Origin of the sequence: Pectobacterium aquaticum (genome assembly GCF_003382565.3) — a bacterium.
In the GTDB taxonomy this organism is placed as follows: Bacteria; Pseudomonadota; Gammaproteobacteria; order Enterobacterales; family Enterobacteriaceae; genus Pectobacterium; species Pectobacterium aquaticum.
In genome coordinates, this window is sequence record NZ_CP086253.1 from 4,345,378 (window position 1) to 4,369,033 (window position 23,656).

At 47.4% G+C, this 23,656-nt stretch carries 20 protein-coding genes, 1 tRNA gene and 2 pseudogenes; 16 read left to right on the forward strand and 7 right to left on the reverse strand.

The features are described from left to right. Window positions 1–143 precede the first annotated feature (143 nt). The 3 genes from ligB (at window position 144) to DMB82_RS20115 (ending at window position 3,980) form a co-directional block, all read left to right on the forward strand. Window positions 144–1,835, forward strand: coding sequence for an NAD-dependent DNA ligase LigB (gene ligB / locus DMB82_RS20105; RefSeq protein WP_102118786.1), 1,692 nt, complete (start codon window positions 144–146; stop codon window positions 1,833–1,835). 256 nt (window positions 1,836–2,091) lie between these two features. Next, the gene (gene eptB, locus DMB82_RS20110) at window positions 2,092–3,771 is read left to right on the forward strand and encodes a kdo(2)-lipid A phosphoethanolamine 7''-transferase (RefSeq protein ID WP_102118787.1); all 1,680 of its coding nucleotides are present in this window, start codon (window positions 2,092–2,094) and stop codon (window positions 3,769–3,771) included. 132 nt (window positions 3,772–3,903) lie between these two features. Continuing rightward, window positions 3,904–3,980, forward strand: a tRNA-Pro gene (locus DMB82_RS20115). Window positions 3,981–4,201: 221 nt separating this feature from the next. Here DMB82_RS20115 and DMB82_RS20120 read toward each other — a convergent pair. The 3 genes and pseudogenes from DMB82_RS20120 to DMB82_RS20130 form a co-directional block, all read right to left on the reverse strand. Further along, window positions 4,202–4,732, reverse strand: a pseudogene (locus tag DMB82_RS20120) (EAL domain-containing protein); the annotation flags it as partial. Window positions 4,733–5,096: 364 nt separating this feature from the next. Beyond that, window positions 5,097–5,393, reverse strand: coding sequence for a cupin domain-containing protein (locus DMB82_RS20125; protein ID WP_208644333.1), 297 nt, complete (start codon window positions 5,391–5,393; stop codon window positions 5,097–5,099). 121 nt (window positions 5,394–5,514) lie between these two features. Next, window positions 5,515–5,847, reverse strand: a pseudogene (locus DMB82_RS20130) (helix-turn-helix transcriptional regulator); the annotation flags it as partial. 456 nt (window positions 5,848–6,303) lie between these two features. Between DMB82_RS20130 and DMB82_RS20135 the strand changes: the two are divergent. Genes DMB82_RS20135 through DMB82_RS20190 form a run of 12 tightly spaced genes read left to right on the forward strand, consistent with a single transcriptional unit; the run spans window position 6,304 to window position 17,967 of the window. Then, entirely contained in the window at window positions 6,304–7,083 is a 780-nt protein-coding gene (locus DMB82_RS20135) for an iron-containing redox enzyme family protein (protein WP_116155901.1), read from the forward strand. A 49-nt stretch (window positions 7,084–7,132) separates the two neighbouring features. Beyond that, a complete protein-coding gene (locus DMB82_RS20140; RefSeq protein ID WP_116163867.1) occupies window positions 7,133–7,921 on the forward strand; it encodes a PhzF family phenazine biosynthesis protein in 789 nt (262 codons plus the stop codon). A 42-nt stretch (window positions 7,922–7,963) separates the two neighbouring features. Next, window positions 7,964–8,530: a nitroreductase family protein gene (locus DMB82_RS20145; RefSeq protein WP_116163865.1), complete on the forward strand. Its 567-nt coding sequence runs from the start codon at window positions 7,964–7,966 to the stop codon at window positions 8,528–8,530. A gap of 3 nt (window positions 8,531–8,533) precedes the next feature. After that, on the forward strand, window positions 8,534–9,547 hold the full coding sequence (locus DMB82_RS20150; RefSeq protein ID WP_116163863.1) for a C45 family autoproteolytic acyltransferase/hydrolase: 1,014 nt from the start codon (window positions 8,534–8,536) through the stop codon (window positions 9,545–9,547). Further along, the gene (locus DMB82_RS20155) at window positions 9,544–10,455 is read left to right on the forward strand and encodes an aminotransferase class IV (RefSeq protein ID WP_116155905.1); all 912 of its coding nucleotides are present in this window, start codon (window positions 9,544–9,546) and stop codon (window positions 10,453–10,455) included. Before DMB82_RS20150 ends, DMB82_RS20155 begins: the two co-directional genes overlap by 4 nt. Before the next feature lie 9 nt (window positions 10,456–10,464). Then, window positions 10,465–11,820 carry a circularly permuted type 2 ATP-grasp protein gene (locus DMB82_RS20160; RefSeq protein ID WP_116155906.1) on the forward strand — a complete coding sequence of 452 codons (1,356 nt, stop codon included), beginning with the start codon at window positions 10,465–10,467 and terminating at the stop codon, window positions 11,818–11,820. Window positions 11,821–11,841: 21 nt separating this feature from the next. Then, window positions 11,842–12,492: an RraA family protein gene (locus tag DMB82_RS20165; protein ID WP_116155907.1), complete on the forward strand. Its 651-nt coding sequence runs from the start codon at window positions 11,842–11,844 to the stop codon at window positions 12,490–12,492. 26 nt (window positions 12,493–12,518) lie between these two features. Next, window positions 12,519–13,466, forward strand: coding sequence for a beta/alpha barrel domain-containing protein (locus DMB82_RS20170; RefSeq protein WP_116155908.1), 948 nt, complete (start codon window positions 12,519–12,521; stop codon window positions 13,464–13,466). Window positions 13,467–13,479: 13 nt separating this feature from the next. After that, window positions 13,480–14,658, forward strand: a complete 1,179-nt coding sequence (locus tag DMB82_RS20175; protein ID WP_116155909.1) for an ATP-grasp domain-containing protein — start codon at window positions 13,480–13,482, stop codon at window positions 14,656–14,658. After that, on the forward strand, window positions 14,658–15,863 hold the full coding sequence (locus DMB82_RS20180) for an MFS transporter (protein WP_167469168.1): 1,206 nt from the start codon (window positions 14,658–14,660) through the stop codon (window positions 15,861–15,863). Before DMB82_RS20175 ends, DMB82_RS20180 begins: the two co-directional genes overlap by 1 nt. Continuing rightward, window positions 15,860–17,104 (forward strand): hypothetical protein, encoded by a 1,245-nt coding sequence (locus DMB82_RS20185; RefSeq protein WP_116163859.1) that lies wholly within the window; start codon window positions 15,860–15,862, stop codon window positions 17,102–17,104. Before DMB82_RS20180 ends, DMB82_RS20185 begins: the two co-directional genes overlap by 4 nt. Continuing rightward, on the forward strand, window positions 17,101–17,967 hold the full coding sequence (locus DMB82_RS20190) for an ATP-grasp domain-containing protein (RefSeq protein WP_116155912.1): 867 nt from the start codon (window positions 17,101–17,103) through the stop codon (window positions 17,965–17,967). Before DMB82_RS20185 ends, DMB82_RS20190 begins: the two co-directional genes overlap by 4 nt. Before the next feature lie 168 nt (window positions 17,968–18,135). On the opposite strand, the gene DMB82_RS20195 is transcribed toward DMB82_RS20190, so the two are convergent. The 4 genes from DMB82_RS20195 to DMB82_RS20210 all read right to left on the reverse strand — a co-directional run bounded on the left by DMB82_RS20195 (window position 18,136) and on the right by DMB82_RS20210 (window position 21,824). After that, window positions 18,136–18,345 (reverse strand): hypothetical protein, encoded by a 210-nt coding sequence (locus tag DMB82_RS20195; protein WP_208644332.1) that lies wholly within the window; start codon window positions 18,343–18,345, stop codon window positions 18,136–18,138. Between the two features lie 46 nt (window positions 18,346–18,391). Continuing rightward, window positions 18,392–19,024 (reverse strand): HNH endonuclease family protein, encoded by a 633-nt coding sequence (locus DMB82_RS20200; protein ID WP_102118789.1) that lies wholly within the window; start codon window positions 19,022–19,024, stop codon window positions 18,392–18,394. Further along, window positions 19,008–20,450, reverse strand: coding sequence for an AAA family ATPase (locus tag DMB82_RS20205; protein ID WP_208644331.1), 1,443 nt, complete (start codon window positions 20,448–20,450; stop codon window positions 19,008–19,010). The genes DMB82_RS20200 and DMB82_RS20205 overlap by 17 nt, the downstream gene beginning before the upstream one ends. Before the next feature lie 156 nt (window positions 20,451–20,606). Next, a complete protein-coding gene (locus DMB82_RS20210) occupies window positions 20,607–21,824 on the reverse strand; it encodes a BaiN/RdsA family NAD(P)/FAD-dependent oxidoreductase (RefSeq protein ID WP_102118791.1) in 1,218 nt (405 codons plus the stop codon). Window positions 21,825–22,101: 277 nt separating this feature from the next. Here DMB82_RS20210 and pitA point away from each other — a divergent pair, with 277 nt between their 5' ends. Then, complete coding sequence (gene pitA, locus DMB82_RS20215; protein ID WP_102118792.1) at window positions 22,102–23,607, forward strand: inorganic phosphate transporter PitA; 1,506 nt, start codon at window positions 22,102–22,104, stop codon at window positions 23,605–23,607. Window positions 23,608–23,656 lie beyond the last annotated feature (49 nt).

Genomic DNA, 23,656 nt, shown 5'->3' on the forward strand with positions numbered 1-23,656 from the left:
AAGCACGTTCCCGTCTTTTTTATCGGTGCTGCAAACGATGAATCATCTTGCGGCGCGTTTGGCATTTCTCCTTTTTTCGCCTCGTATTTTCCTCTGCGTTGCTATGTACTGCGGCCATTCGCTAATGGATGGCAGGAGGTTCTATGTGGCTCAGGATCCGCACATTTTTGATCATCATCGTCATGGGGGGCATCAGCAATTTCCCTGCCGTGGCTGCAGAGTGCCCTGATTGGGATAGCACGCGTTCCGGCAAAGAAATTGATGCATTGCGTCACCAGTTAGAACAGTGGGATGGCGTGTATTACACCGAAGGGAAAAGCCCGATAGAAGATGACGTTTATGATCAGCTGCGGGAACAGTTAAACGAGTGGTTAGGGTGTTTTCAGCCCCAAAACGCGATTCCCGCCCGACTACCCGATAATGGCAAGCAGCTTCATCCTGTTGCTCATACAGGGCTGAAAAAATTGTCCGATCGTCGGCAACTGGTGCAATGGATCGCACAGCGTGAGGATTTATGGGTTCAGCCAAAAGTTGATGGCGTGGCTGTCACGCTCGTCTATCAGTACGGCAAGCTCGTGTCCGCGGTTAGCCGAGGTAACGGCCTGCAAGGTGAAGACTGGACGGAAAAAGTGCGCCTGATTCCGGGAATTCCTCATCTATTAACCGATGCGCCTTCCTCATTGGTATTACAAGGGGAACTATTCCTGAAGATGACCGATCATCGGCAGCGTACTCAGGGCAGCGTTAATGCCCGCTCGGTCGTGGCCGGTGAAATGCGTCGTCATCAGCCATCTTCTGTGTTGTCGCAGATTGGTCTATTCGTCTGGGAATGGCCGGATGGCCCAAAGACGATGCCCGAGCGTCTGGATAAATTGAAGGAAATGGGGTTTGCGATGACGGCGGACTATACCCATGCTATTGGGTCATTCGCTGACGCGGAGAAATGGCGTCATGACTGGTATCACGGTCCGCTGCCTTTTGTGACGGATGGCGTAGTTATCCGCCAGACGAAAGAGCCGCAGGGGCGCTATTGGCGTAATACATCGGCCGACTGGGCGATCGCATGGAAATACCCGCCTGTTCATCAGGTTGCGGAAGTGGCTGATGTGGCGTTTTCTGTCGGGCGGACGGGTAAGATCTCTGTGGTGTTAAAACTCAATCCTCTTAAATTGGATGACAAATCGGTCAGCCGCGTGAATGTGGGTTCGCTGTCTCGTTGGAAACAGTGGGACGTGTTGCCTGGCGATCGGGTGAGCGTCAGCCTGGCGGGGCAGGGGATTCCACATCTGGATAATGTGGTATGGCGTGGCACTGAGCGGCCAGCCATTGTTTTTCCTAGTGAACATGATTTCCATGCTTTTAGCTGTTTTCGGTATAGCGCGGTTTGCCAGCCGCAATTTCTGGCGCGCTTAGTCTGGTTGAGTGGAGAGCAGGGATTAAATCTGGCGGGAGTGCGTGAAGGAATGTGGCTGCGCCTGATGCAACATGCTTTACTGGAGGATGTGCTGTCATGGCTATCGCTGACGGAGGTACAGCTTAATGCGGTCAATGGCATGGGCGATAAGCGAGCGCGAGATATCTATGAGAGCTTACAGTCGGCGCGGCAGATGCCGCTATCCCGCTGGCTATTTGCCTTAGGTATTCCTGTTCCTCGTTCCGCTATTAGCGCATTAGATAATGTGGATTGGCTGGCGTTACAGCAGTGGACGGCGCAACAGTGGCGGCAGTTCTCCGGTATTGGGGAGCGACGTGCAGAAGAGATTATGGCGTTCCTGAAACACCCTATCGTGATGGAATTAATGACCCGATTAGATCGTGAAGGCATACATAGATAAGCGGTGATGATTTTTCAGAACATGTTGGGATCACATCTTTTATTTTTTTCGTGGATTCATTCACATAAAAGGACAATTTTTTTCTGTTCTCTCTACTTAATCATAAGTAAGATTTACGAATTAAAGATCTAAGCCTATTTGCTGTTTTGCGATATAGAAATGCCTGATAGTCTGATTATTTACATTGAACTCAGGCATACGGATGTTGTCATATAGCTTCAGATAATAAGAAAGGTTTGTTGGAGCACTTGTCATAATGAAGTTTGTAGCATCTTTTTCGCAACCCAAATTATCGTTTGTCCTGGCAGTCTATATTGGTCTTTTTCTCAATATCTCAGTCTATTATCGCCGATTTGATTATTTTTCACTCTCTGCTGGTAGCCAGGTTCCCACGTTTATTCCCGCTCTTGTCGAATTGACCGCGAGTATCTTATTTACCTTTTTCCTGATGAGGATTATTTCACTCGGGGGACGCCGTTTTTATCGGATAGCCGCATCTCTCTTGGTGCTGATTTCTGTTGCTGCCAGCTATTACATGACGTTTTTTAATGTTGTGATTGGCTATGGCATTATTGCTGCGGTCATGACTACGGATATTGATCTTTCTAAAGAAGTCATTGGCTTTCGTTTTTTCCTGTGGATGCTGGCGGTGGGTGCGCTGCCGCTGTTTTTGATCTGGAAAAATTCGCTGCGTCATACGTTGCTTGAACAGCTTAAATCACGAGGAAAGCGTTTGGTTCCTCTTGTAATTCTTGCCGCTGTTGTTGCGCTAGTTTGGATGCCACTTCGCTATATGGACAACGTTCAGTCAGTGTCCGAGCGAGAGTCCAATGTGGATTTGCCCAGCTATGGCGGCGTAGTCGCTCACTCATATCTTCCTTCCAACTGGTTGTCTGCATTAGGGTTGTTTGCGTATACCAAGTATGACGAGAGTCAGGATTCTTCTAATCTTTTTGATCCGGCTCAGCATTTTACCTATGTTCCGCCGAAAGGCATTGACGATACCTACGTGGTTTTCATTATCGGTGAAACAACTCGATGGGATCATATGGGGCTGTTAGGCTACGAGCGAGATACGACGCCAAAGCTATCAAAAGAAAAAAACCTAGTCGCATTCCGTGGTCAGTCGTGTGATACCTCAACTAAGCTTTCCATGCGCTGTATGTTTGTGCGAGAAGGCGGTACGGAAGACAACGCACAGCGAACGCTGAAAGAACGGAACATCTTTTCCGTACTGAAAGAGCTGGGTTTTACCTCTGAGCTATTTGCTATGCAAAGTGAGGTGTGGTTTTACAATAGTATCGAGGCAAACAACTATTCTTTCCGCGAAATGATCGCGTCAGAGAAACACAATGACGGCAAGTCGGTGCAGGATATGTTGCTAATCGATGAGGTCAAGGGATCGCTGGCACGCTACCCCAAAGGTAAACACCTGATTGTTCTGCATACTAAAGGCTCCCACTACCTGTATTCCATGCGATATCCCCGCAGCTATGCGCGCTATCAGCCCGAGTGTATGGGCGTTGATGCCTCCTGCACGCGTGAGCAACTGATTAATGCTTTTGATAATAGTGTGCTCTATACCGATAGCTTTATTGATAGCGTGATCGATCAGGTGCGGGATAAGAAAGCGATTGTGTTTTATGCCTCCGATCACGGTGAATCCATCGATGATAACTATCATTTGCACGGCACGCCGCGTCAGATGGCACCGCCTGAACAGTTCCGTTCACCGATGATGGTATGGACATCGGATAAGTTTCTGGCCGACAACGATAATTTGCATGCGTTTGAGCAATTGAAAGCGCAACAGCGCGTTGGCAAAACACATCGCCATGAAGAGCTGTTTGATACAATACTTGGGTGTGTGGGATACACATCGCCTGATGGTGGCATTAACCCTAAAAATAACTGGTGTCAGAAACCCGCTAATTGAGATGAATCACGGACAAGGACGTCGGTTTCAGGCTGTACATACAAGAGATGGATACTTTAACGGCAACTGAAAATCCTTTTGCTAAAAAAGTATTGACGCTCTAATAAGGTAGCAGTAATATGCGCCCGCATTCGGCGAGTAGCGCAGCTTGGTAGCGCAACTGGTTTGGGACCAGTGGGTCGGAGGTTCGAATCCTCTCTCGCCGACCAACATCCTTCCTTTAGTCAATTATTCTCACCTTTCTCCTGTTCTAACATCCTCTATTCATATTATCCGTAGTCTAACAATAACCGTGTATAAAAAAGCCTTTCTGAAAACAGGGTTTTCTTCCTGGGGATTCCTTCACTTGCCACCTGCCTGAAACTCGAATTATTTAGAGTATAGACAGCTTTAATATTGGCGTTGGGTATCACTTCTGATTCGCCGATTATTAATGTCTCTCTTCCTCCCCTTTGTTTTTAGTTATAAAGCTCTCTATTGATTTATTACCATTATAATGTAGCCAGACCAGCAACGATTCATTATCCATCGGCTTAGCGTAAAGGAACCCCTGTATATATCTGACGCCACGCTGTTGTAAATACATGAGTTGCTGTACGGTTTCCACGCCTTCCGCCACGGATTTAAGCTTGATGCGCTGGCTCAAATTAATAATGGCGTCAAGAATAGGTGCGTCTTCATCCGGTGATGAAATGGCGCTGACGAATCCCTGATCGATTTTAAGGCAATCCAACGGAAAATTTTGCAGATAAGAAAGCGAACAGTGGCCTGTACCAAAATCATCGATGGCGATCATAAAGCCATCCTCACGTAGCTGATGCAGGCGCTGTATGACCTCAGGGCCATTGCTGATGAGGTTACGTTCCGTTAATTCCAGCGTAATGCTTAATGAATGAGAGGCGACTTTCTCTGCGAAACGATGTACGTCTGAGACAAAGCTTGGGTGATGCAAATGCTCGGCATGATTCATTGCGATTTGCGCAGTGGATTCCAAATCGCGCTTTACCATTAATCTGGATTCAACAAAAGTGAACAGCAATCCAAGCAGCAGTGGCAGCATACCTGCAACCAGTAACTGCAATATGTTGATCTTACGTTCACTACGTCTGGGGCTCATCCACATCTCCTTTCTGGCAGCATAGGCCTGTGTAGAGACGTCCTTTTCTCCGTAAATTAAAGGAGTGCGCTGAATAGAGATGATTATAGTGGTTATTTGCTGAAAGAGATTCTCGGTAATAAAGTTTGTAACCCGAATAAGCTGATATTGGATTGCTGTTCACATCGTGAATGTTGCCCTGTGCATGACACAGGGCATCTTGCGGTGATCAGCTTCCGCTACGGGATGTGACGACCAGAGTCTGCCCTAGAGGATGGGTATGCCAGGCTGCGCGTGCACCGGGTTCAAAGGATACGTAAGCGCCTGTCGTGCGCTGAGGCGGCTGTGACTTGATGAACAACGGGTCAATCCAGGCTTTACCGGTGAAATGTGCTTCTGGTGCGGGGATAAAATTCCGGCTTCCACTTTCAGAGATCGTCATCTGGGCATCTGCTGCCAGAACCGTTGGTACAGAAAAGGCTGAGAGCAGAAATGCACCGGCTATCGAAGAGGTTTTAAAATTCATCACTAACTCCGTTAGAAGGAAAAGAAATAATGGGGAGGATATTTATGAAATTAAGTTTTGTACTACCCAGTGATATTTAGCAGAGTTGATATGAAAGATAATTAATGAAAATCGATAGCCTTTATGAATTTATTTCATTAATCAGGCTTGTCCGAGCGATCGTTTTGGTCAGGATTGATTGAGGCGATGAGCGCATACCCGATGGGGGAACCTGCTCGCGCAGGGCGGTAATATCTTTCCTGGCTGGAGCACCGAACAAACGGCGATATTCGCGGCTGAATTGCGAAGGGCTTTCATAACCCACGTTGAAGGCGGCGCTTGAAACATCTAGATGTGCATTCAGCATCAGGCGTCTGACTTCGTGCAGACGAATCCACTTTTGATACTGTAGCGGGCTCATCAAGGTCAGCTTTCTGAAGTGCTGGTTAAACGTTGGTGTGCTCAAGAAGCAACGGAGCTATTTTTCCCAGAGTTCATCGCTTATCTGCCGCCATACTTCGCCCTTAAAAATTATCGTAACGCATTATACGACGATACCTTTTGGGACAGGATATTAAGTAGTCAGAATGATACCTATGAATTAATAATCATGCTTATGATTATCTATATATTAATTATCTTGGCATCTTACTTGTTAAATAGTATAAAATAGTAAAAACCACTATAAAAAAAGGTTTATTTACTTATTGTTAACGTTACGAGTACGCCATCAAAAAATTGGATTCAGGAGAAAAGTCAGCATAATCGATCGTTTTTAGTATGAGGTTGATTAATGAATTGAAGGCGTAAAAAAGACGATGTTATTATCCAAAAAAGAGAGGAAAGGATAAAAGGAAATTAATATTCATTAGTTTATAATTCGCATTCATCGTTCTGCGTTAAAATAATGTTTTTCTTATAAGGAGTAATAATGTCTGAATTTATCGAAAACATACGTGGCAGAATTAATGCACGTAAGAAAATGACCAGCCCTTTATATCAGGTTATTGTTGAAGGAAAAGCAACTCATCGATTGTTACAAGAATTCATTATCAACCGAGTGCCAATTAAAGAAATATGGCCGCGGCATTTGATGGGTATTGCGCATCGCGTTGGTGATTATAAACTTCGTGCGGGTCTGGTAGAGAATGCATTTGAAGAAGAAACTGGTCATTTCTCGGGCGGTGGTCGCCATTTAAATTCTTTCCTGAATGTCGGGCTTGCTCTTGGCGTTACGCCGGAAGAAGTCAGTGCACGCTCTTTATTGCCGGAAACTAAAGCGCTGATAGAAAATAATCTGCGTGACTGTAATGATACAGATGTGCATTTTACCCAGGGGCTTGCATCGGTACTTTTTTTAATGGAAGGGCAACCGCCAATTATTAACAGCGATAAAACCAGCATGGAAGTGGTAATGAAAGACATTTATGGTCTTCCGGCGGAAGGCTATGACTTCTTTACGCACCATGCATCTGGAGGTGCAGAAGATGAGGCGGTCAGTGAATTAGAAGACGAGCATACTGCAAATGTGATTAATCTTCTAGAAAAATATTGTGATACGCCAGAGTTGCAAGAAAAAGCTATTATGGCTCTTGAAAATGCCATTGAATTAAGACATCGCCACTTCCAAGTTATTTACGATAACTATTACGATTCTTCAGAACCTGTTTATCGCTGGAAATCTTCTGACGCTGCGGGCTATTATCTCTGATAACTTAATCTTTCGCAGGGTTGTCAGATCCTGCGAAAGAGGGGTGCTTATGTCTATTAAAATTTATGTCGTGAATGCTTTTTCTGACCGAGCTTTCAGTGGTAATCCGGCAGGCGTGGTGCTGCTGGAAAAGGAAATGGATAGCGACATTCTGAAAAGAATCGTCGCTGAATCGAACCTGCCTGAAATAAGCTTTATCAGTAAGATAGCAGATTCAAATTGTTATAATATACGCTGGTTCACTTCGCAGACTGAGTTAGATATATGCGGCCACGGTACGTTGGGTGCCGCGCATATCGTCTTGAGCCTCTACCAGCCGCATGATGACGAAGTGGTATTTGAGGCGGCTAATCAGCGGCTATGCGTGCGTCGAGTAGGCGAACGTTATGTCATGATGCTTCCGGCTATTTCTTGCGAAATCTGTACTGACCCACAAGAAATAGCGTTAGTTGAAGCAGCCGTAATGCCCGCAGAAAAAATTTACAAAGGACGCTCTTATGTTCTGTGGTTAAAAAGTAAAAAAGAGGTCGTGAATTTTTCACCTGACTTTATAAAATTGCGCCAGCTGTCATTGCCCGGCATCATTATTGCCGCTCCTGGCGATAATGAAGATTATGTTTGCCGCTATTTTGCACCTCAAAAAGGAATAAATGAAGATCCGGTAACGGGTACGGCGCACTGTACTCTCGCCCCGCTTTTTTCCGCAGTTTATCTGAAGAATAAGCTGTCAGCTTCTCAACTTTCTAAGCGTGGCGGTAACATTGGCGTGGAGGTTAAAGGAAAAGTAATTGAGCTGACTGGGCAAGCCTTTACCGCAATGGAAATAACTCTGTTCTGAACCAGCCTCTGCTTTTTATAAAATGACCAGCCAGGAATTTATATGGAAAAGGCTATTGACACTTTATTACAGCGACGCTCTATCGCTTCTCTACCCCTACCTTATCAACAGGTAGAGCTGGAGATTATTTTTCAAAGCGCCTTGACTGCTCCCGATCACCAGGGGCTGACACCCTGGCGTTTTATTACCGTAGCACAGGAAAATAAAGAAAAACTGGCAGAATGTTATATTCGAGCGCAGATGATAGAAGGTGTTATTGTTGATGAAGGAAGTAAGCGAAATATCAGAGCTAAATTAAATCGAGCACCGGATATTATTATTTGCATTTTTTCGCCAAAAGCGAACGCTAAAGTACCGGAGAGTGAACAGCTATTAAGTATGGGGGCAGCCATTCAGAATATGATTATTGCTTCCAGCCTGCTGGGCGGAAATGCTTTTTGGGCCACCGGCAATATTGTGTATACCGATGGATTTAAAGATGCACTGGCGCTGGCACCGCATGAGCAAATAGCGGGTGTACTTTATCTGGGGAAAAGTCTTAATACGGTTTCGCCTAAATTACGGCATGCTGTCCGCGACTTTTTCCGTCCTTTTTCGCTTGGGGCATAAATTATGCGTCCAAATCACTACTCGCTTGTTGGTACTCCGTATCTGCGTGGTAAAAAATGGGGAGAGGTGGCGGGAAATGATATTAAGGCACTTATCGAGCAGGATAAGTATTATATTTTCACGGCGCCGATAGCCAGAAATAATAGGGATAATAGGTGGCGGCACTACTACGATATTATCGCTAGCTATTTACCGGAAACTGCTGATTTCCTACATGGCATAGCTGAAGGTGCAGGCTGTGATATGCAGGATATTATTGCACTGCAATGCCGCCGAGAATTATCAATGCCGGGAGATGACTGTAGTCTGTTCGCTCAAAATAATGCTGATAACAGCTTTATTGTGCAAACCATCGATTTGGCAAAATACAGTGAACCTTATGGTTGCTTGTTACATGAGTTGGATGAGGAGAAAAAAACGCGTTCTCTGATGTATACGTTGACCGGGCTGGCGGGCTATGCCGGTATCAACGGCTATGGTCTGGCTGTTGGTATCAACATGGTTAGATCCAGCGACTGGCAACCTGGTATCCCACCCTATTTGTTGGTGCGTCATTTGTTGTCGCTGAAAACAGTGGAGGCATGTCTCGCTGAGCTGGAAAGGCTTCCTCGCGCCTCTTCTCGCTGCCTCACTCTATTGCAGGGAAATAATTTGACGACGGTGGAGATGATGGCAACGCAGCTTCGCTATTGGCGGCAGCAAAACAGTACCCATACTAATCATTATTTGCATCCTGACTATTTGACAGTGGATGCGCAACTGAAAACAGACTCAACTGAAGAACGGCTCTTTCGCCTGAATTATTTGATTAGTCAGACTGGGTATTTTACGCAGGACAAAATACTGGCGACTTTATCCGATCATGTGGGCGAGCATGGTGCAATTTGCTGTCATGGCCGACAGCCGCTCGACGCCCATACAATCGCAGGAATAGTACTTATGCCTAGGCAGGGAAAAATTGCCGCAGTAGCGGGTAATCCCTGTCAGTCACACCAATTTCATGAGTTTATACTATGAGTGATAAAAATAGTCGTTTTATCTGCATGAACGGAGAAATCGTTCCCTATATCAACGCCACTATTGGTATCGGTGCCGTAGCACTTAAATATGGTGCGCAAATTTTTGAAGGCTTACGTTGTTATAAAATACGTGATGGCGCTTATAACGTGTTGGCGATGGAACAGCATATTCAGAGGCTGTTCGATTCGGCTCGGATTATGCGGATGCCCATACCTTTTACCGCAGATGAAATTAAAGCGCAGATTATCGCCACGCTAGAAGCGAATAATCTTACCGCTGACAGCTATATTCGTCTGGCTTGCTCTGTGGGTGAAGACGGACCGATTACCAGCACTGGCGATATTTTACTGTCGATAGCTGCTTTCGCCCTGGGCCGCAAAGCGTTTCCACAGGGGCAAAAAGTATGCATCAACGGTTGGCAGCGTATCAGCGATGCGCAGATGCCGCCCAGAATTAAATGCGTGGCTAACTATCAAAACGGTCGTTTAGCAATGCTGCAGGCAAAAGAGGACGGTTATGACAACGTTCTGCTAACGGACAGTCGAGGAAAAGTTTGTGAAGCACCGACTGCCACCTTTTTCCTAATCCGCGCTGGCACACTCATTACCCCTCCCGTCACAGATGGGATACTTGAAAGCATTACTCGTGAAATCGTTATCCGCCTTGCACAACGCCTCGGCTACAAGGTGATCGAACGTTCGGTCGATCGCACGGAACTCTATCTTGCCGAAGGGCTGTTTTTCGCCGGTACGGGAGCGGAGATTCTTCCTGTCGGCTCCGTAGACGGCTTTGCTATCGCCACCCTATCGAGTGAAATTTATCATAATATTCATCGGGGTTATTTTTCAGTGTCTATCGCCGGTGATACCGACTTTATCGACTATTACCACCTGGTAAGCCTCTGAGGAAATACTATGCTGACCGACAATTCATTAAGTAATCAGCTTCAGCAACATATTGCGCTTAATCCGAAAGCGATTGAACAGCAAATTTCTCTTCTGGAAACGAGCCTGAACGAAGGGAAGATCAGTATATGGAATAAAGCGTTCGATCTTTTACCTGCCGTAATGTTCATAGATAGCGAGCGGCATCAAAAATATGCTCGATTGGCTGAAGATTATCATCGGCTGTTGAGAAAAATACTTGTGCTTTATCGTGAGAGGCCTGAGGTCCGCTTCTGGTTTGGTTTTCCACCGCTAGTTGAATCGCTCTGCATGCTTGAGCCCGGTTACGATAATGAAATTATTATTTGCCGTTTTGACAGCTACCCGACAGAGAATGGATTTAAGATTCTGGAAAATAATACCGATTGCCCGGCTGGCGTATTATTTACTCGTCACCACCGTCAGGCGATCACCGGTCTGCCGCTGATCTCATCTTTTCTGCACGAAAACGTGCAGGTAGCGGACACGCTGAATCAGTCAGACGAAGCATTTTTTCATGCTCTGCTGCAGGCTCATGAAAACCGAACCGGCCAGAAAATCCGTCAGGCTTTTTGCATTCTCCAGCCTGAAGGGAAAGTCAGCGCAGAAGTTAAGCTAATGCAACAGGTCCTCGAAAGCATGAACATCACCTCCGTGATTGCCGATCCGGGGAGCCTGACCTACAAAAATGGACAGCTTTATCATGAACAAACAGCGATAGAGGTTATCTGGAATAAGATCAATACCTGCTACTTTGATGAAATGCTGACACAACCTGGCAGAACCTCTGCGCTAATCCGGGCCATTTGCGAAAATAAAGTCACTCATGTTAATTCTTTCGCTAGCCGCTATGTAACCGAAAGCAAACGCTCGTTGGCTTTAATGAAGGATACCCGCTTTCGTCACCTGTTTACCGCAGAGGAAAATGCGCTGATCGACATGCTGTTGCCTTGGGCTTGCTCAATTAGCGAGACCAACGTCAGTTACCAGGGAGTTCAAGGCAGCGCAGTCGCGCATGCACTGGCGAATAAAGATGCTTTTGTGCTGAAAATGCCTTACGACATTCGCGGCGAGGGCGTCATTCTGGGTAAAGAGTCCACTGATGAAGAATGGCGATGCGCTGTAGAAAATGCGCATAAAAATAGAAGTATTTTACAGGAATATATCTCCATTCATAAATTCCCAGTTTATACACCTGATACAAAAAGTATTGCTGTTTATAATATGAGTCTGGATTTTTTTATGTATAACGGAAAATTTGCTGGTTTTGGTTCAAAAATAAGTAAGAACCTGAAGGTTAATATTTTTCAAGGTGGAAGCAAGAATATTGTTCTACCTGTCCTCTAACTTAATTAATTGGAAATTTCGATGAATAAAGAATTATTATTGCAGGCAGGCACGGCCACGGTTTCTGATGCGTTGGATATGTTGAATATTAATAATGGCCTAGGCAGCGCCATTAATCCTCTGCAATTCGGTATGAGGTGTGTCGGTCCAGCGTTTACTTTACAGGTGGAAGCTGTACAGCCTGGGGAGTCGGGAAAAGCTGCAGATTATATCGATGACGTTGCGGAGGGCGACGTCATAATTATCGCTAACCGGGGTGTAACTGAGGTCACTGTATGGGGAGATATTCTGTCTCGACTTGCTGTGCGTAAAGGCATTGCAGGAACTGTGATTGACGGTTCCTGTCGTGATGCCGATGGAATTGCCGCATCTGGCTATCCGGTATTCTCCCGTGCTGTTTATATGAAGTCAGGAAAAGGCAGAACGATGCTGAAAGCCATTAACGTGCCAGTAAATATCGGCGAAACGACAGTTACTCCGGGCGATATTATTTGTGCCGACAGCTCCGGCGTTGTTGTTATTCCTCAGGATAAATTGGCTCAGGTAGAAGAGCTGGTTAGCGAAATTCTTACCATGGAAACACAGGTTGAGGATTTAGTAGAGAAAGGTATGACGTTAAAAGCAGCTCGTGAGAAATTAAACTATAACCGTTACGGTCTTAAAGCAGGCTGATAAATAATTAAGGAGTTAAAGTGAAAATGAAAAATTCACTGGAAATTATCGATGTCACACTGCGAGATGGTGGTTACGTTAATAGCTTTCACTTTTCTGAGGACGATGTACAGAGCATCGTTTATCATCTGGATAAAGCGCGAGTTAACTATATTGAGTTAGGCTATTTAAAAGGTTCACCGTTTGATATTAAAAACTGTGGCCTAACCTCAGATATTACGCCAGACCTTTTTAAACGGCTGAGAGCCTTGCCGAAACAGGCGAAGTTGGGGGTAATGGCTCATCCAAAAAATGTTGACGGCGAGGATATTTCGCGACTTGTCGATGTCGGTCTGGACTTAATTCGTATCTGTATTACGCCGCAGAATATTGAGCAAGCACTGAAACTTATCACCTGGAGCAAAAAGCAGAACCTGAAAGTTTGTGCCAACTTTGTTCGTATGAGCCGTTTTCGGCTGAAAGAGGTGATCGATAATATGCGACTGTGCGAGGAAAGTGGCGCGGACATTATTTATTCTGCTGATTCGCTAGGTAATATGCAGCCGAAAGATGTCACTGTTCTGATCGCGGGCATGAAAGCCTTGTTGGCCAAAAATATCGGTTTTCATCCTCATGATAACCTAGGGCTTGCTGGTATTAATGCTCTGACGGCGATTAAAGCTGGTGCTAAAATTATCGACGGCTCTTTACTTGGTATGGGGAAAGGCGGCGGGAATTTACGAACTGAAGTAATCGCTCATCTTTTAAAAGATAATCAGGCCAATCTGAATCTTGATTTGGATATCGACTCCTTAATCGAAGCAGCCAGCTATGTGAGTAAATATCTGAATAAAAAGAATAATAAGGGCGGGAATTTATTTCAGTCTTATTTGGCTATGAAAAATATGACGGTAGAAGAAGGCGACGTTATTTACAGTAATGCGCTATTGAACCATTCAGGAAGTTGGGTGGAAAGGATTGCCGAAAGTATCTGACACGGAGTAAACCATGCACGCTATTGTTTTTATTCGTAGCCCGCTTTTCGATATTTATCAATGGCGGGTCAGTCATGCTATTCAGTTGCACGTTATTGCACAGTGTGATTTACCCGAAACATCGTGCTTTGCTTCTTTTTATCACACGAAAAGCATTGATCAAGACAGTGAAGTTGTCGCTTGGATTGACAGGTTGATTACCGCTCACCCCATTGATTATGTTGTTTGCCATTCCGAATACGATCTAATCCGCAGCGCTCAGCTCAGGGAAAGGTTAGGAATTGAAGGGCAGCGGCTTGATTCGGCACTGGCCTACCGCGATAAAGGGTTGATGAAAACTTACTGTCGTTCACAGGGTATTAAGGTCGCCGATTGGCACACCGTGGCCGACAGCGAAGAGTTTGACGCTGCTGTTCGCAAAACGGGATTCCCCTGCGTGCTAAAGCCAGTCGATGGCGGCGGCTCGCGCAATACCAGCATCCTTCGTCACGCTATGGAGATCAATGATACTGCTCTGCACTTCCCTTTGCTGGTTGAGCAGTTCATTGAGGGGAAAATGTATCACGTTGATGGTTTGGTCGAAGATGGCGAAATGGTTTTCGCTACCGTGTCCTTCTATACCACCAGTTGCCTGGCCTGGCAGGATGGTGTGCCTCTGGGCAGCGTGATTGTCGAAGCTGGTTCCTCTATTGATACCCGGATGAAAGGGAAAACTCGCGGAGTTATCGCCGCACTTCCGCCTGTGGCTCAGATGGCCTTCCATGCTGAGTTTTTTCTCACTCCCGATGATGACATTGTCCTGTGTGAAATCGCGGCCCGCTCCGGCGGGGCGTTGGTACCGCAAGCGATTGAAAAGGCTTGGGGTATTAATATCAATGAACATTGGTTGCGCCAGCAGCAGGGGGAAAAACTTGATTTGTGCCTCCCCTCTGTTGCTTTACAACAAAGTGGCTGGTTTCTGCTGCCGCCTCAGGTTGGTGTTCTGCGATCCCTGCCGGACACAGAACCGCCTTTCGACTGGCTCAGCCACTATCGTTTCAACGCTCCAGTAGGCAGCCGCTTTCGGGGCGCGGATTCTAGCGTGAGCCATGTCGCCGCGGGGGTGATTTCCGGTAGATCCAGCCAAGAGGTGGAAGAGAGAATAGAAGCCTTCAGCCGCTGGTTAAATGATAATGTGGAATGGGAGGTCTGATGGTTGGGCGTAAATATTACCTCTGCGCGCTGGGCTATTATATCAATATCGGTATTTTAGGCGTTTATATTCCCTGGCGGTTGCTGGAGCTGACAGGGGCTGCGACCGCAATTGGTGCCATGCTTTGCATCAGAGCGCTGCCGGGATTATTGATCGGTTCGCTTACCGGGAAACTGGTAGACAAACGTGACAAGAGAAAATTGATGGTTTTCGCTTGCCTTCTCAGCGTGCTGTTTATGGTGCCGTTTATTCTCTTCCCGTCCGCATTGATGAGCATAACGGGCCTGTATGCCGTTATTGCCGTTGCCAGTATATCAAATACGGTTTTTCTCGCTGCTATTCGTTCTTATCTACATGTCATGACGGAAAGCCAGTATTTGGGCGTGGCTAACGGCAGATTTGAGATGTCCATCCAGTTTGGCAATATTATAGGCACGATGGTAGGGGGGGGCCTGACGGTTTTAGCTTCGTCCGGCCTGACGTTCGGATTGGTGAGTGTCATTCTGGCGAGCGTGGCTCTACAGGCTTTTCGCCTGCCTAGCGTTACTTCTGAAGCTACAGGCGGGAAAACGGTGTTAAAAACGCACACAGAAGAGCCTCCACTCTTGAGGCAGGTGGGCGTTCTGCCTGCCTTGCTCGTGATGCTGATCCCAATGACCTTTCTGCAAATGTTTAATATCTTGCTGGGGCCGATCAGTAAGGAAAGCATGCATGTGACTGCAGAAGGGTTTGGCTATCTGAACGCGGCTTACTCTGCCGGTGCAATGGCGATGAGTCTGGTACTCAGTAGCCGGTTTCATGCACGTTCTTTCTCTTTACTCTTTATCTCAGGTCTGAGCGTGGCGATCTTTAACATGCTTTTGCCCCTGAGCACTACTCTTGTTTCAGGTCTTGTCGCCACTTTACTGATTGGCGCTACTATTGTCTGGGCTAGGGTGATCGCCAATTCCTTTTTAATGAAGTTGGTGGCTCCTTCTCAGGCCGGTCGGCTTCAGGCTGTTATTTTAAATATGCACTATTGCACCGTTTTCATTGCTGGTCTGGCATTCGGCTACCTGACGGACAGATTCGGCTATCTGCCACTTTATTTCTGTCTTTCTGCACTTGTTACCCTGCTGATGTTTACGGGACTCACCGTCAAATTACTGGCTAAAAGAAAATCGCCTTCAACCATTTTACGCTTTTCTGATGTGGGTAAAAAATGAGCCATTTCGTAACCAATGAAAAAGCCTTACAGCTGAAGAATCACACGTTATTCACCACTCTGGATTTTATCTGCGACGCGCCTAAATTAAATCGCGCTATTGCTGAAGAAATTAGACTGCTTTCAGTTGCCTATATACAAGGAATACAGCAAGCCGTTAAGGAGTATTTTCATGGTGACTGGGTTGAGTTCGCACGCTGGTTAGGATTTTCCGCTGAACATATTGATGTCATCACGCAATTCTCCTGTTTCACCGCGCCTTCTTCCTATATGCGGGTGGATATCGCCGGGGAAATCGATCACCCGAGGATGGTCGAGCTGAATGCCGGGCCCAACGTTGGCGGTCTAGCTTATTCGATCGCACATCGCATTTGTCATCCTGGTGGCAATACCGATCCGCTTTATCAATGGGCGGCTTGGCTTCATCAGCTCTTACATACACCGGTGGGCAGCCGCCCGTTTGTGGCCGTGGTAGAAGATGGTGGTGTACTGCCGCAAATTACCCCGGTCGCCACGTTAATGGTTGCTGAACTGCAACGCTGGGGTATTGATGCCGCGCTGGTTTCCCATCGTGATCTGATCCTGCAGGAGCAGGGACTTTTTCTTGATGAGAAGCAGGTGACACATCTTTATTGTCTCTTTGATTTGGTGGATGTAGTGAACGCACCTGAAGAGTATCAGCCGCTTTGTCAGGCGCTGGAAAAGCGGCTGGTCGTTTTACCAGCAGGGTTTGAGGGGCGCTTAATTGGTAATAAATTGTGTATGACTCTGGTACATGACGAACGCTTTCGCCCGTTTTTCGATGAGCAGCTCTATGAAAAGCTGCAGGCCTTTATCCCCTATACCTGGCGGCTTGACGACATGAAGTTGGAGAGTTTACGGAAACAGCGAGAGGAGTGGATTGTTAAGCCTGCGCACGGTTATGGTGGCAACGATATCCTGTGTGGCTGGGAGCTGGATCAGGATACATGGGAACGCCAACTCTCCGCTATTCTGGCTCAGAATTTGCCCTATGTTATCCAGCGTCGAGTACCTATTGCCAACTATTCGGTAACTGCATTTAGCGTGGAGAAGCAGGAAGAGTATGTGATGCAGGGTAAATGTTTACTAGGCATTTATATTATGAATAACGAGCTGGGTGGCGGATGGTGGCGGGTCGGGTTTCCAGAACGCTCTGATATTATTAACACTAGTCAGGGGGCGCTCGCTGGCAACATGATGTTACAGGACGATCCGATATGACGGTTTTAATTCTATGCCGTGAGCGAACAGAAGATGTTGTGAAATTACAGGCCAGCTTGGCGGTAAAAGGCTTAGTTGCCTGTGCTGCAACACCCTCTGAAATCTCTTTCAGTATTCAAAACGGAAAAGCATTAGCGATCTATGTGGGAACGGAACTTATCCAGCCTGATCTGGTATTTGGCTGGGTTTCGCTTCAGGCCCGGGAAACTGGGCTGGCTTTGCTTCAGGCGTTTGAAAAAGCAGGGGTGCCGGTCATTAATCGAGCAGAAGTGCTCAGTACAGGCCAGAGCAAGCTTATTAATAGCATTGTTTTGCATCGTCATGGATGTCACCACGCCGATACGGTTGTAGTCACGAACGAAGCCGCGTTGGACAAACTGATACCCGAAATTGGTCTTCCCTGCGTGGTTAAGCCGCTGATTGGTGCTAAAGGAATGGACGTCAGGCTTATCGATAACGCTGACGAACTCTGGCAGTACGCTCGATTGCAGTTCGCGCACGGCGGTGCGGTTTATCTACAGCGGGAGCTTGCCAAACCGGGCAGGGATATTCGTGTCAGGGTAATTGATTATCAGGCGGTCTTTGCTTTTTATCGTTATCTTTCGCCTGATGGCTTTACCACCAATCTTTCCACTGGTGGTTCCTGGCAGTCTTGCAAGCTGACCGAGGAAATGAAAGCTGTGGCTGAGCGATGTGCCCGGCTGATGCAGGCTCCTGTTTGCGGGGTCGATTTAATTGAACTGCAAGGTGATCGTTACAGCGTAATCGAAGTAAATACTACTCCCGCATTCAGCTGGCCTAATGATGATAACGTTGAGGATGTTTGCCGATTGATTGAAAAGTATCTAGACGCTGTCAGTTGAAGTAAACCAACAAGCGATAGCTGCGATTCAGCAGTTATCGCTGATCTCCTCCCAATAAACCTGACGCTAAGGACTCGCATTAAGAGCCTATCAATAGGGCTTTATTTCAGACAATGACACAGCGGGCAAAATGCAGCATTGCCGCGTAGCCTTTATGAATTTATCTCATTAATCAGGCTTGTCCGCGCGATCGTTTTGGTCAGGATTAATTGAGGCGATGAGCGCATACCCAATGGGGGAACCTGCTCGCGCAGGGCGGTAATATCTTTCCTGGCTGTAACGACGAACAAACGGCGATATTCGCGGCTGAATTGCTAAGGGCTTTTCATAACCCACGTTGAAGGCGGCGCTTGAAACATCCAGATGTTCATTCAGCATCAGGCACCTGGCTTCGTGCAGACGATACTAAGAAACAACCGGGTTTCTATACTGACAACCACCCTCTCAAGATATTAACCAACACAGGTGCGTAAGGTTCAAGTAGACCATTCTTAGGTGTACAGAGATCGTTAATGATGGATTGCAGCAGTTCGTCATCTTCCAGGCCCTCATCAGGCTCAATCCCATTTGTCCATAAGATGGTATTGATAGCTTGCTTACGTGTTTCAATCAGTTTTTTGTTATGAGTTTCACTGTCACCGAGATTAAGCACCCGAATGGTATCTTGTGCGCGTGATGTGGTGCCGGTGACGCGCCCGCTGATCATAAATTGCAATTCTGTTTCACAAGCTGCCATCAATGGCGTGAGTGAAAAAGATTGTGAACCGTGGGCGGCATCGCACTGGTCTGGTGTTTTGCAACTCGCCACAATGTTGGTGAAGTCGAGGCTGCGCTGTGGTGCAGAGTTGCGAGCCTGAACATGTTCATTCATGGTGTCCTGGTGATCACCACTTATCGGTCTACAACAGTAGGCACACAGGCCAAATTGCTCTTTGGTACAGGCATCACGGATGTCCTGACGAGCGGCTGGTATCAGATCATCATATCGACCAGTAGGATTGGCACGTTTCCAGGCTGTCAGACTGACAGGTTCAGCGCCTTTAGTTATTCTTCTCACCGCGTAACTCCTGTTTGCGCAGTAATAGGCGAGCTTTGGTTAGCTCCAAATTAGTGGGGGGCAACTCTTCTGTCAGTTCGTTCAACAACGTTTTGGCTTGTGCTAACTGTTTGCGCTGGATTAAATCCAATAGATCGTTAAATTTTGAGGCGATATGCGCGTTGCGGATGTGTGTGTCCATGACTTCCAGTAAGACGCTGTTAGCATCCTGACCATATTGGGATGGCACCTCAGTGAGCTTGCCGTCATCAAGTGAATACACCAGCACGTCTTTACTGTCGCTGATCACCAGCGGTGAGTGGGTGGTCAAAATAAACTGGCAGTGTGGGAAGGTCGTTGTTAGCCGTTCAATAATACTGCGTTGCCACGAGGGATGCAGGTGCATATCGACTTCATCGATCAGAATAATGCCTTGCCCATGTAGCGGGTTACCTAATTCTGGGTTCATCATTGCCAACCGACGTGCGATATCCCCTACCAGCGCCATCAGTGATTTTTCACCCTGAGAAAGTTGCAGTACGTTGAAGGTTTCACCGTTTTTATCGACGGACATATGTAGCCTAGGAGTGCGGCGTATTCGGAGGTTAGAAAAACCTAGCATAAAGTGATAGATCGCATTCCGAACGGCATCAAGTTGTGGGTCTTTATTCGATTTTTCGGATAGTTTTAATTTGGATAGTACATTCTTTAGCGTCGTTACTTCCGCTTCAATATCGATATCTTTATTTTTTTCAGGATCAAGGGCTTGACTAATAAATTGTTCAGGGTTGTTGTCGAGTATATTAGAAATAGTATCCGTCAAGGATGGTTTCGTCTCGTTTTCAATATCTTCTCGTAGCCGAAACCATTCGAAAAACCGACGAAAATCTACGCCCCTGTTGAGCGAGTTATCGTATCCATCTAACTGTTGAAAACGGTGTTTGCCTTTTATTTTCAGCGGAATATCCAGCACGCTGCGTTCAACTGGATAAAAAGCAATTAACGGCAGACTGCTTTGATCATCTTCGGTTAACGCGGTGCGGTAGCGATCCGCTAGCGCGGAAAGGTCGTTCAACTGGCTGACATGTTGCCCTTTTTGGCCGCTACGGACTTTTGCCAGCACCCAACTGTAACTTGCTTCTTTTTCCCCACTGGATTTTTGATGCTGCGTGCCACCGTGAACCGCAATCTCAATGGCAGCAGAAGGCTGCCGTTTCGTGATGGTACTTTCGCTGATAGTACCGCTGGTGCCTTTTTCGCTGCGTATTCTCGCCACTAGCCAGCCGAGTGAGGTTGCCAATGCCTGTAAAATAGATGTCTTGCCTGCGCCATTGTTGCCGACCAGTACCGTGACATTGGAAGGATAATCAGCTGTTGGCGCAATGGGGGCATCCAGAGACGCAAAACGCCCGACATTGTGCAACTTGACTTGCTTTATTTTCATCATCCGTTCCTTAAGTAGACATTTTTCGCCATGCGATGAAGTGTACAAATCTTCTGGTAATGATACATCCCTTTGTACGGCTAATGGGCTGTATTAATTTTCGTGAAGGTGCCCTGAATGTTGAATCCATTGGAACGGTTGTGGTTGTGATGCCACAACTTAGGGAAAAGGTGACTGTTCCTGCATGACTTGCAGCGCCTGCGCACAGGCCCATGCAGAGCTCCACGCCCATTGGAAGTTATAGCCGCCGAGCCAGCCGGTCACATCGACCACTTCGCCGATGAAATACAACCCCGGTACCGCGCTGGCTTCCATGGTTTTGGAGGACAGCGCACGGGTGTCAACGCCACCGATGGTGACTTCGGCTGTGCGATAACCTTCCGTACCGTTTGGCTGCACGCGCCACTGTTGCAGGCTCTGTTCAATCTGTGTTTGCTGTGCGCTGTTGAGCTGTTTCAATGTGACGTCCGGCAGTTGCCCTAACGCTTGCAGGCATTCAACCAACCGTTTAGGCAACCACTGTGCCAGCGTGTTTTTCAGGCTTTGATTCGGGTGAGCGGTGCGCTCGTCATTAATGAGCTGGGTAAGATTGCGGTCGGGCAGTAGATTGATGGTGACGAACTCGCCGGCCTGCCAGTAGCTGGAAATCTGCAAAATAGCGGGGCCAGATAGCCCACGGTGCGTAAACAGGATATTTTCACGGAACGTCACGCCGTTTTCTGCGGTGACGACGGTCGGCACGGAGACCCCAGAGAGCGTTTGCAACTGCTCGAGCAGCGGCTTGTGCAGCGTAAAGGGCACCAGTGCAGCGCGAGTTGGGAGCACGTTGATACCGAACTGTGCGGCGAGCTGGTAACCGAACGGCGTCGCGCCTAGGCCGGGCATCGACAGACCGCCGCAGGCAACGACTAACGATGCGCTCTGGAATGCTGTGCCGTTGCTTAGCTGGACGGTGAACAGATCGTCTGATTTCTCTACCGAAGTCACTTCACTGCGCAAACGAAGGGTGACGTTCGCCCGCTCACATTCTGTTACCAGCATGTCCACGATTTGCTGCGCGGAATCATCGCAGAATAACTGACCGAGGGTTTTCTCGTGATAAGCGATGCGGTGGTGGTTGACCAGACTGATGAAATCCCACTGGGTATAACGCGCCAGCGCTGATTTACAAAAGTGAGGATTATGAGACAGATAGGCTGCTGGCTCTGCATACATATTGGTAAAGTTGCAGCGCCCGCCCCCGGACATCAATATTTTCCGGCCAGCCTTCTTGCCGTTATCGAGCAGTAGAACACGCAGTCCGCGTTGTCCTGCCTGTGCCGCACAAAACATGCCTGCTGCACCGGCACCGATGATGACAGCGTCAAACTGTTCCACAATGCATTTCTCCGATGAGTGATTTTATCTTCTGGGATTGCCACAGGCCGAAAGCCGTAGGGCGGCAAATTGTAGTGTTGGTTTTTGTTCGACACCAGCGTAACAATTTGCATATTTTAGTAAAAATATATAATTATTTGATTTTTATTGATTAAGTGGTTTATCTACCGATCGTCGTCACATATTAAGTCAAAAAAATGTCATATTTCGCTTTTCCAGACCCCTGCTTGTCGCCGATAATGCGCCGCGTTCATGACCACTAAATGGCCTAACGTTTATGCTACATTTATTTGCCGGTTTGGATTACTACACTGGCCTGATGTTGATATTGGCTTTGTTGTTTGTACTGATGTATGAAGCCATCAACGGTTTTCACGATACTGCGAATGCCGTTGCCACTGTTATTTATACCCGAGCGATGCGCGCCGAGTTTGCCGTTGTTATGGCGGGGGTCTTTAATTTCTTCGGTGTACTGCTGGGCGGCCTGAGCGTGGCCTATGCCATTGTTCACCTTCTCCCCACGGATTTATTGCTGAACGTGAGTTCGGCGCACGGTCTGGCGATGGTCTTTTCCATGCTGCTGGCTGCCATTATCTGGAATCTGGGTACCTGGTATTTCGGTATTCCTGCCTCCAGTTCTCACACGTTGATCGGCTCCATTATCGGTATTGGTTTGACCAACGCGCTGTTGACGGATACCTCCGTCGTGGACGCGTTGAACGTGCCGAAAATGATCAGCATTTTCCTGTCCCTGCTGCTCTCGCCGATTGTGGGGATGGTGGTGGCAGGTCTGATGTTGCTGGTACTGCGTCGGTTCTGGAACAACAGCAAAAAACGCAAGCGCGTGCATCTGACGCCTGTCGATCGTGAAAAGCAGGACGGCAAACGTAAGCCGCCGTTCTGGACGCGTACCGCGCTGATTTTATCGGCAATTGGGGTGAGCTTCTCTCACGGTGCAAACGACGGTCAGAAAGGTATCGGCTTGATTATGCTGGTGCTGATTGGCGTCGCGCCTGCCGGCTTTATTGTCAACATGAACGCGTCTGGCTATGACATCAGCCGTACCCGTGATGCCGTTGTCAATTTGCAGGAATACTACAAGCAGCACGGCGACGCGTTGACGCACGTTATCGACCTGTCTCCGCCAGTGATTTCTACGCCAGAAAGCACGACTCCCAGCAACGGTCAGAAAGAGTTTCACTGTGACAGTTCACGCGTAATGATTGCGATTGAACGTACACAGGGCCTGCTGAATAACCTGAAAAGTTACGACCAGTTGAACCCTGACGATCGTAGCAGAGTGCGTCGCTTGCTGATGTGTATCTCTGACACGATGGACCGAGTGATCAAGCTGCCAGAAACGTCGGGCGAAGATAAGCGCTACCTGAGCAACCTGCGTAAAGACATGCTGCAGACGGTTGAGTATGCGCCTCTCTGGATTATCGTCGCTGTCGCATTGGCGCTGTCTCTGGGCACCATGGTGGGCTGGAAACGCGTTGCAGTGACCATCGGTGAGAAGATTGGTAAGAAAGGCATGACCTACGCACAGGGCGTTTCGGCGCAGGTGACGGCGGCTCTGTCGATTGGCGTTGCCAGTTACACCGGTATGCCGGTTTCCACCACGCACGTATTATCCTCGGCGGTTGCCGGGACGATGATTGCGGACGGTGGAGGCGTACAGGGCAAAACGATAAGAAGTATTCTGCTTGCCTGGGTGTTGACGCTGCCTGTCTCAATGCTGATGTCCGGTACGCTGTACTGGCTGGCGTTGAAGCTGATCTAACTATCATAAAAAAGGCGATTCTGTGGGGAATCGCCTTTTTACTTTTTAT

Bases quoted from the DNA above. Each gene is read 5' to 3' on its own strand.
- ligB (WP_102118786.1), top strand. From the start codon at position 144: ATGTGGCTCAGGATCCGCACATTTTTGATCATCATCGTCATGGGGGGC.
- eptB (WP_102118787.1), top strand. From the start codon at position 2,092: ATGAAGTTTGTAGCATCTTTTTCGCAACCCAAATTATCGTTTGTCCTG.
- DMB82_RS20125 (WP_208644333.1), bottom strand. From the start codon at position 5,393: ATGAATTTTAAAACCTCTTCGATAGCCGGTGCATTTCTGCTCTCAGCC.
- DMB82_RS20135 (WP_116155901.1), top strand. From the start codon at position 6,304: ATGTCTGAATTTATCGAAAACATACGTGGCAGAATTAATGCACGTAAG.
- DMB82_RS20140 (WP_116163867.1), top strand. From the start codon at position 7,133: ATGTCTATTAAAATTTATGTCGTGAATGCTTTTTCTGACCGAGCTTTC.
- DMB82_RS20145 (WP_116163865.1), top strand. From the start codon at position 7,964: ATGGAAAAGGCTATTGACACTTTATTACAGCGACGCTCTATCGCTTCT.
- DMB82_RS20150 (WP_116163863.1), top strand. From the start codon at position 8,534: ATGCGTCCAAATCACTACTCGCTTGTTGGTACTCCGTATCTGCGTGGT.
- DMB82_RS20155 (WP_116155905.1), top strand. From the start codon at position 9,544: ATGAGTGATAAAAATAGTCGTTTTATCTGCATGAACGGAGAAATCGTT.
- DMB82_RS20160 (WP_116155906.1), top strand. From the start codon at position 10,465: ATGCTGACCGACAATTCATTAAGTAATCAGCTTCAGCAACATATTGCG.
- DMB82_RS20165 (WP_116155907.1), top strand. From the start codon at position 11,842: ATGAATAAAGAATTATTATTGCAGGCAGGCACGGCCACGGTTTCTGAT.
- DMB82_RS20170 (WP_116155908.1), top strand. From the start codon at position 12,519: ATGAAAAATTCACTGGAAATTATCGATGTCACACTGCGAGATGGTGGT.
- DMB82_RS20175 (WP_116155909.1), top strand. From the start codon at position 13,480: ATGCACGCTATTGTTTTTATTCGTAGCCCGCTTTTCGATATTTATCAA.
- DMB82_RS20180 (WP_167469168.1), top strand. From the start codon at position 14,658: ATGGTTGGGCGTAAATATTACCTCTGCGCGCTGGGCTATTATATCAAT.
- DMB82_RS20185 (WP_116163859.1), top strand. From the start codon at position 15,860: ATGAGCCATTTCGTAACCAATGAAAAAGCCTTACAGCTGAAGAATCAC.
- DMB82_RS20190 (WP_116155912.1), top strand. From the start codon at position 17,101: ATGACGGTTTTAATTCTATGCCGTGAGCGAACAGAAGATGTTGTGAAA.
- DMB82_RS20195 (WP_208644332.1), bottom strand. From the start codon at position 18,345: ATGCTGAATGAACATCTGGATGTTTCAAGCGCCGCCTTCAACGTGGGT.
- DMB82_RS20205 (WP_208644331.1), bottom strand. From the start codon at position 20,450: ATGATGAAAATAAAGCAAGTCAAGTTGCACAATGTCGGGCGTTTTGCG.
- pitA (WP_102118792.1), top strand. From the start codon at position 22,102: ATGCTACATTTATTTGCCGGTTTGGATTACTACACTGGCCTGATGTTG.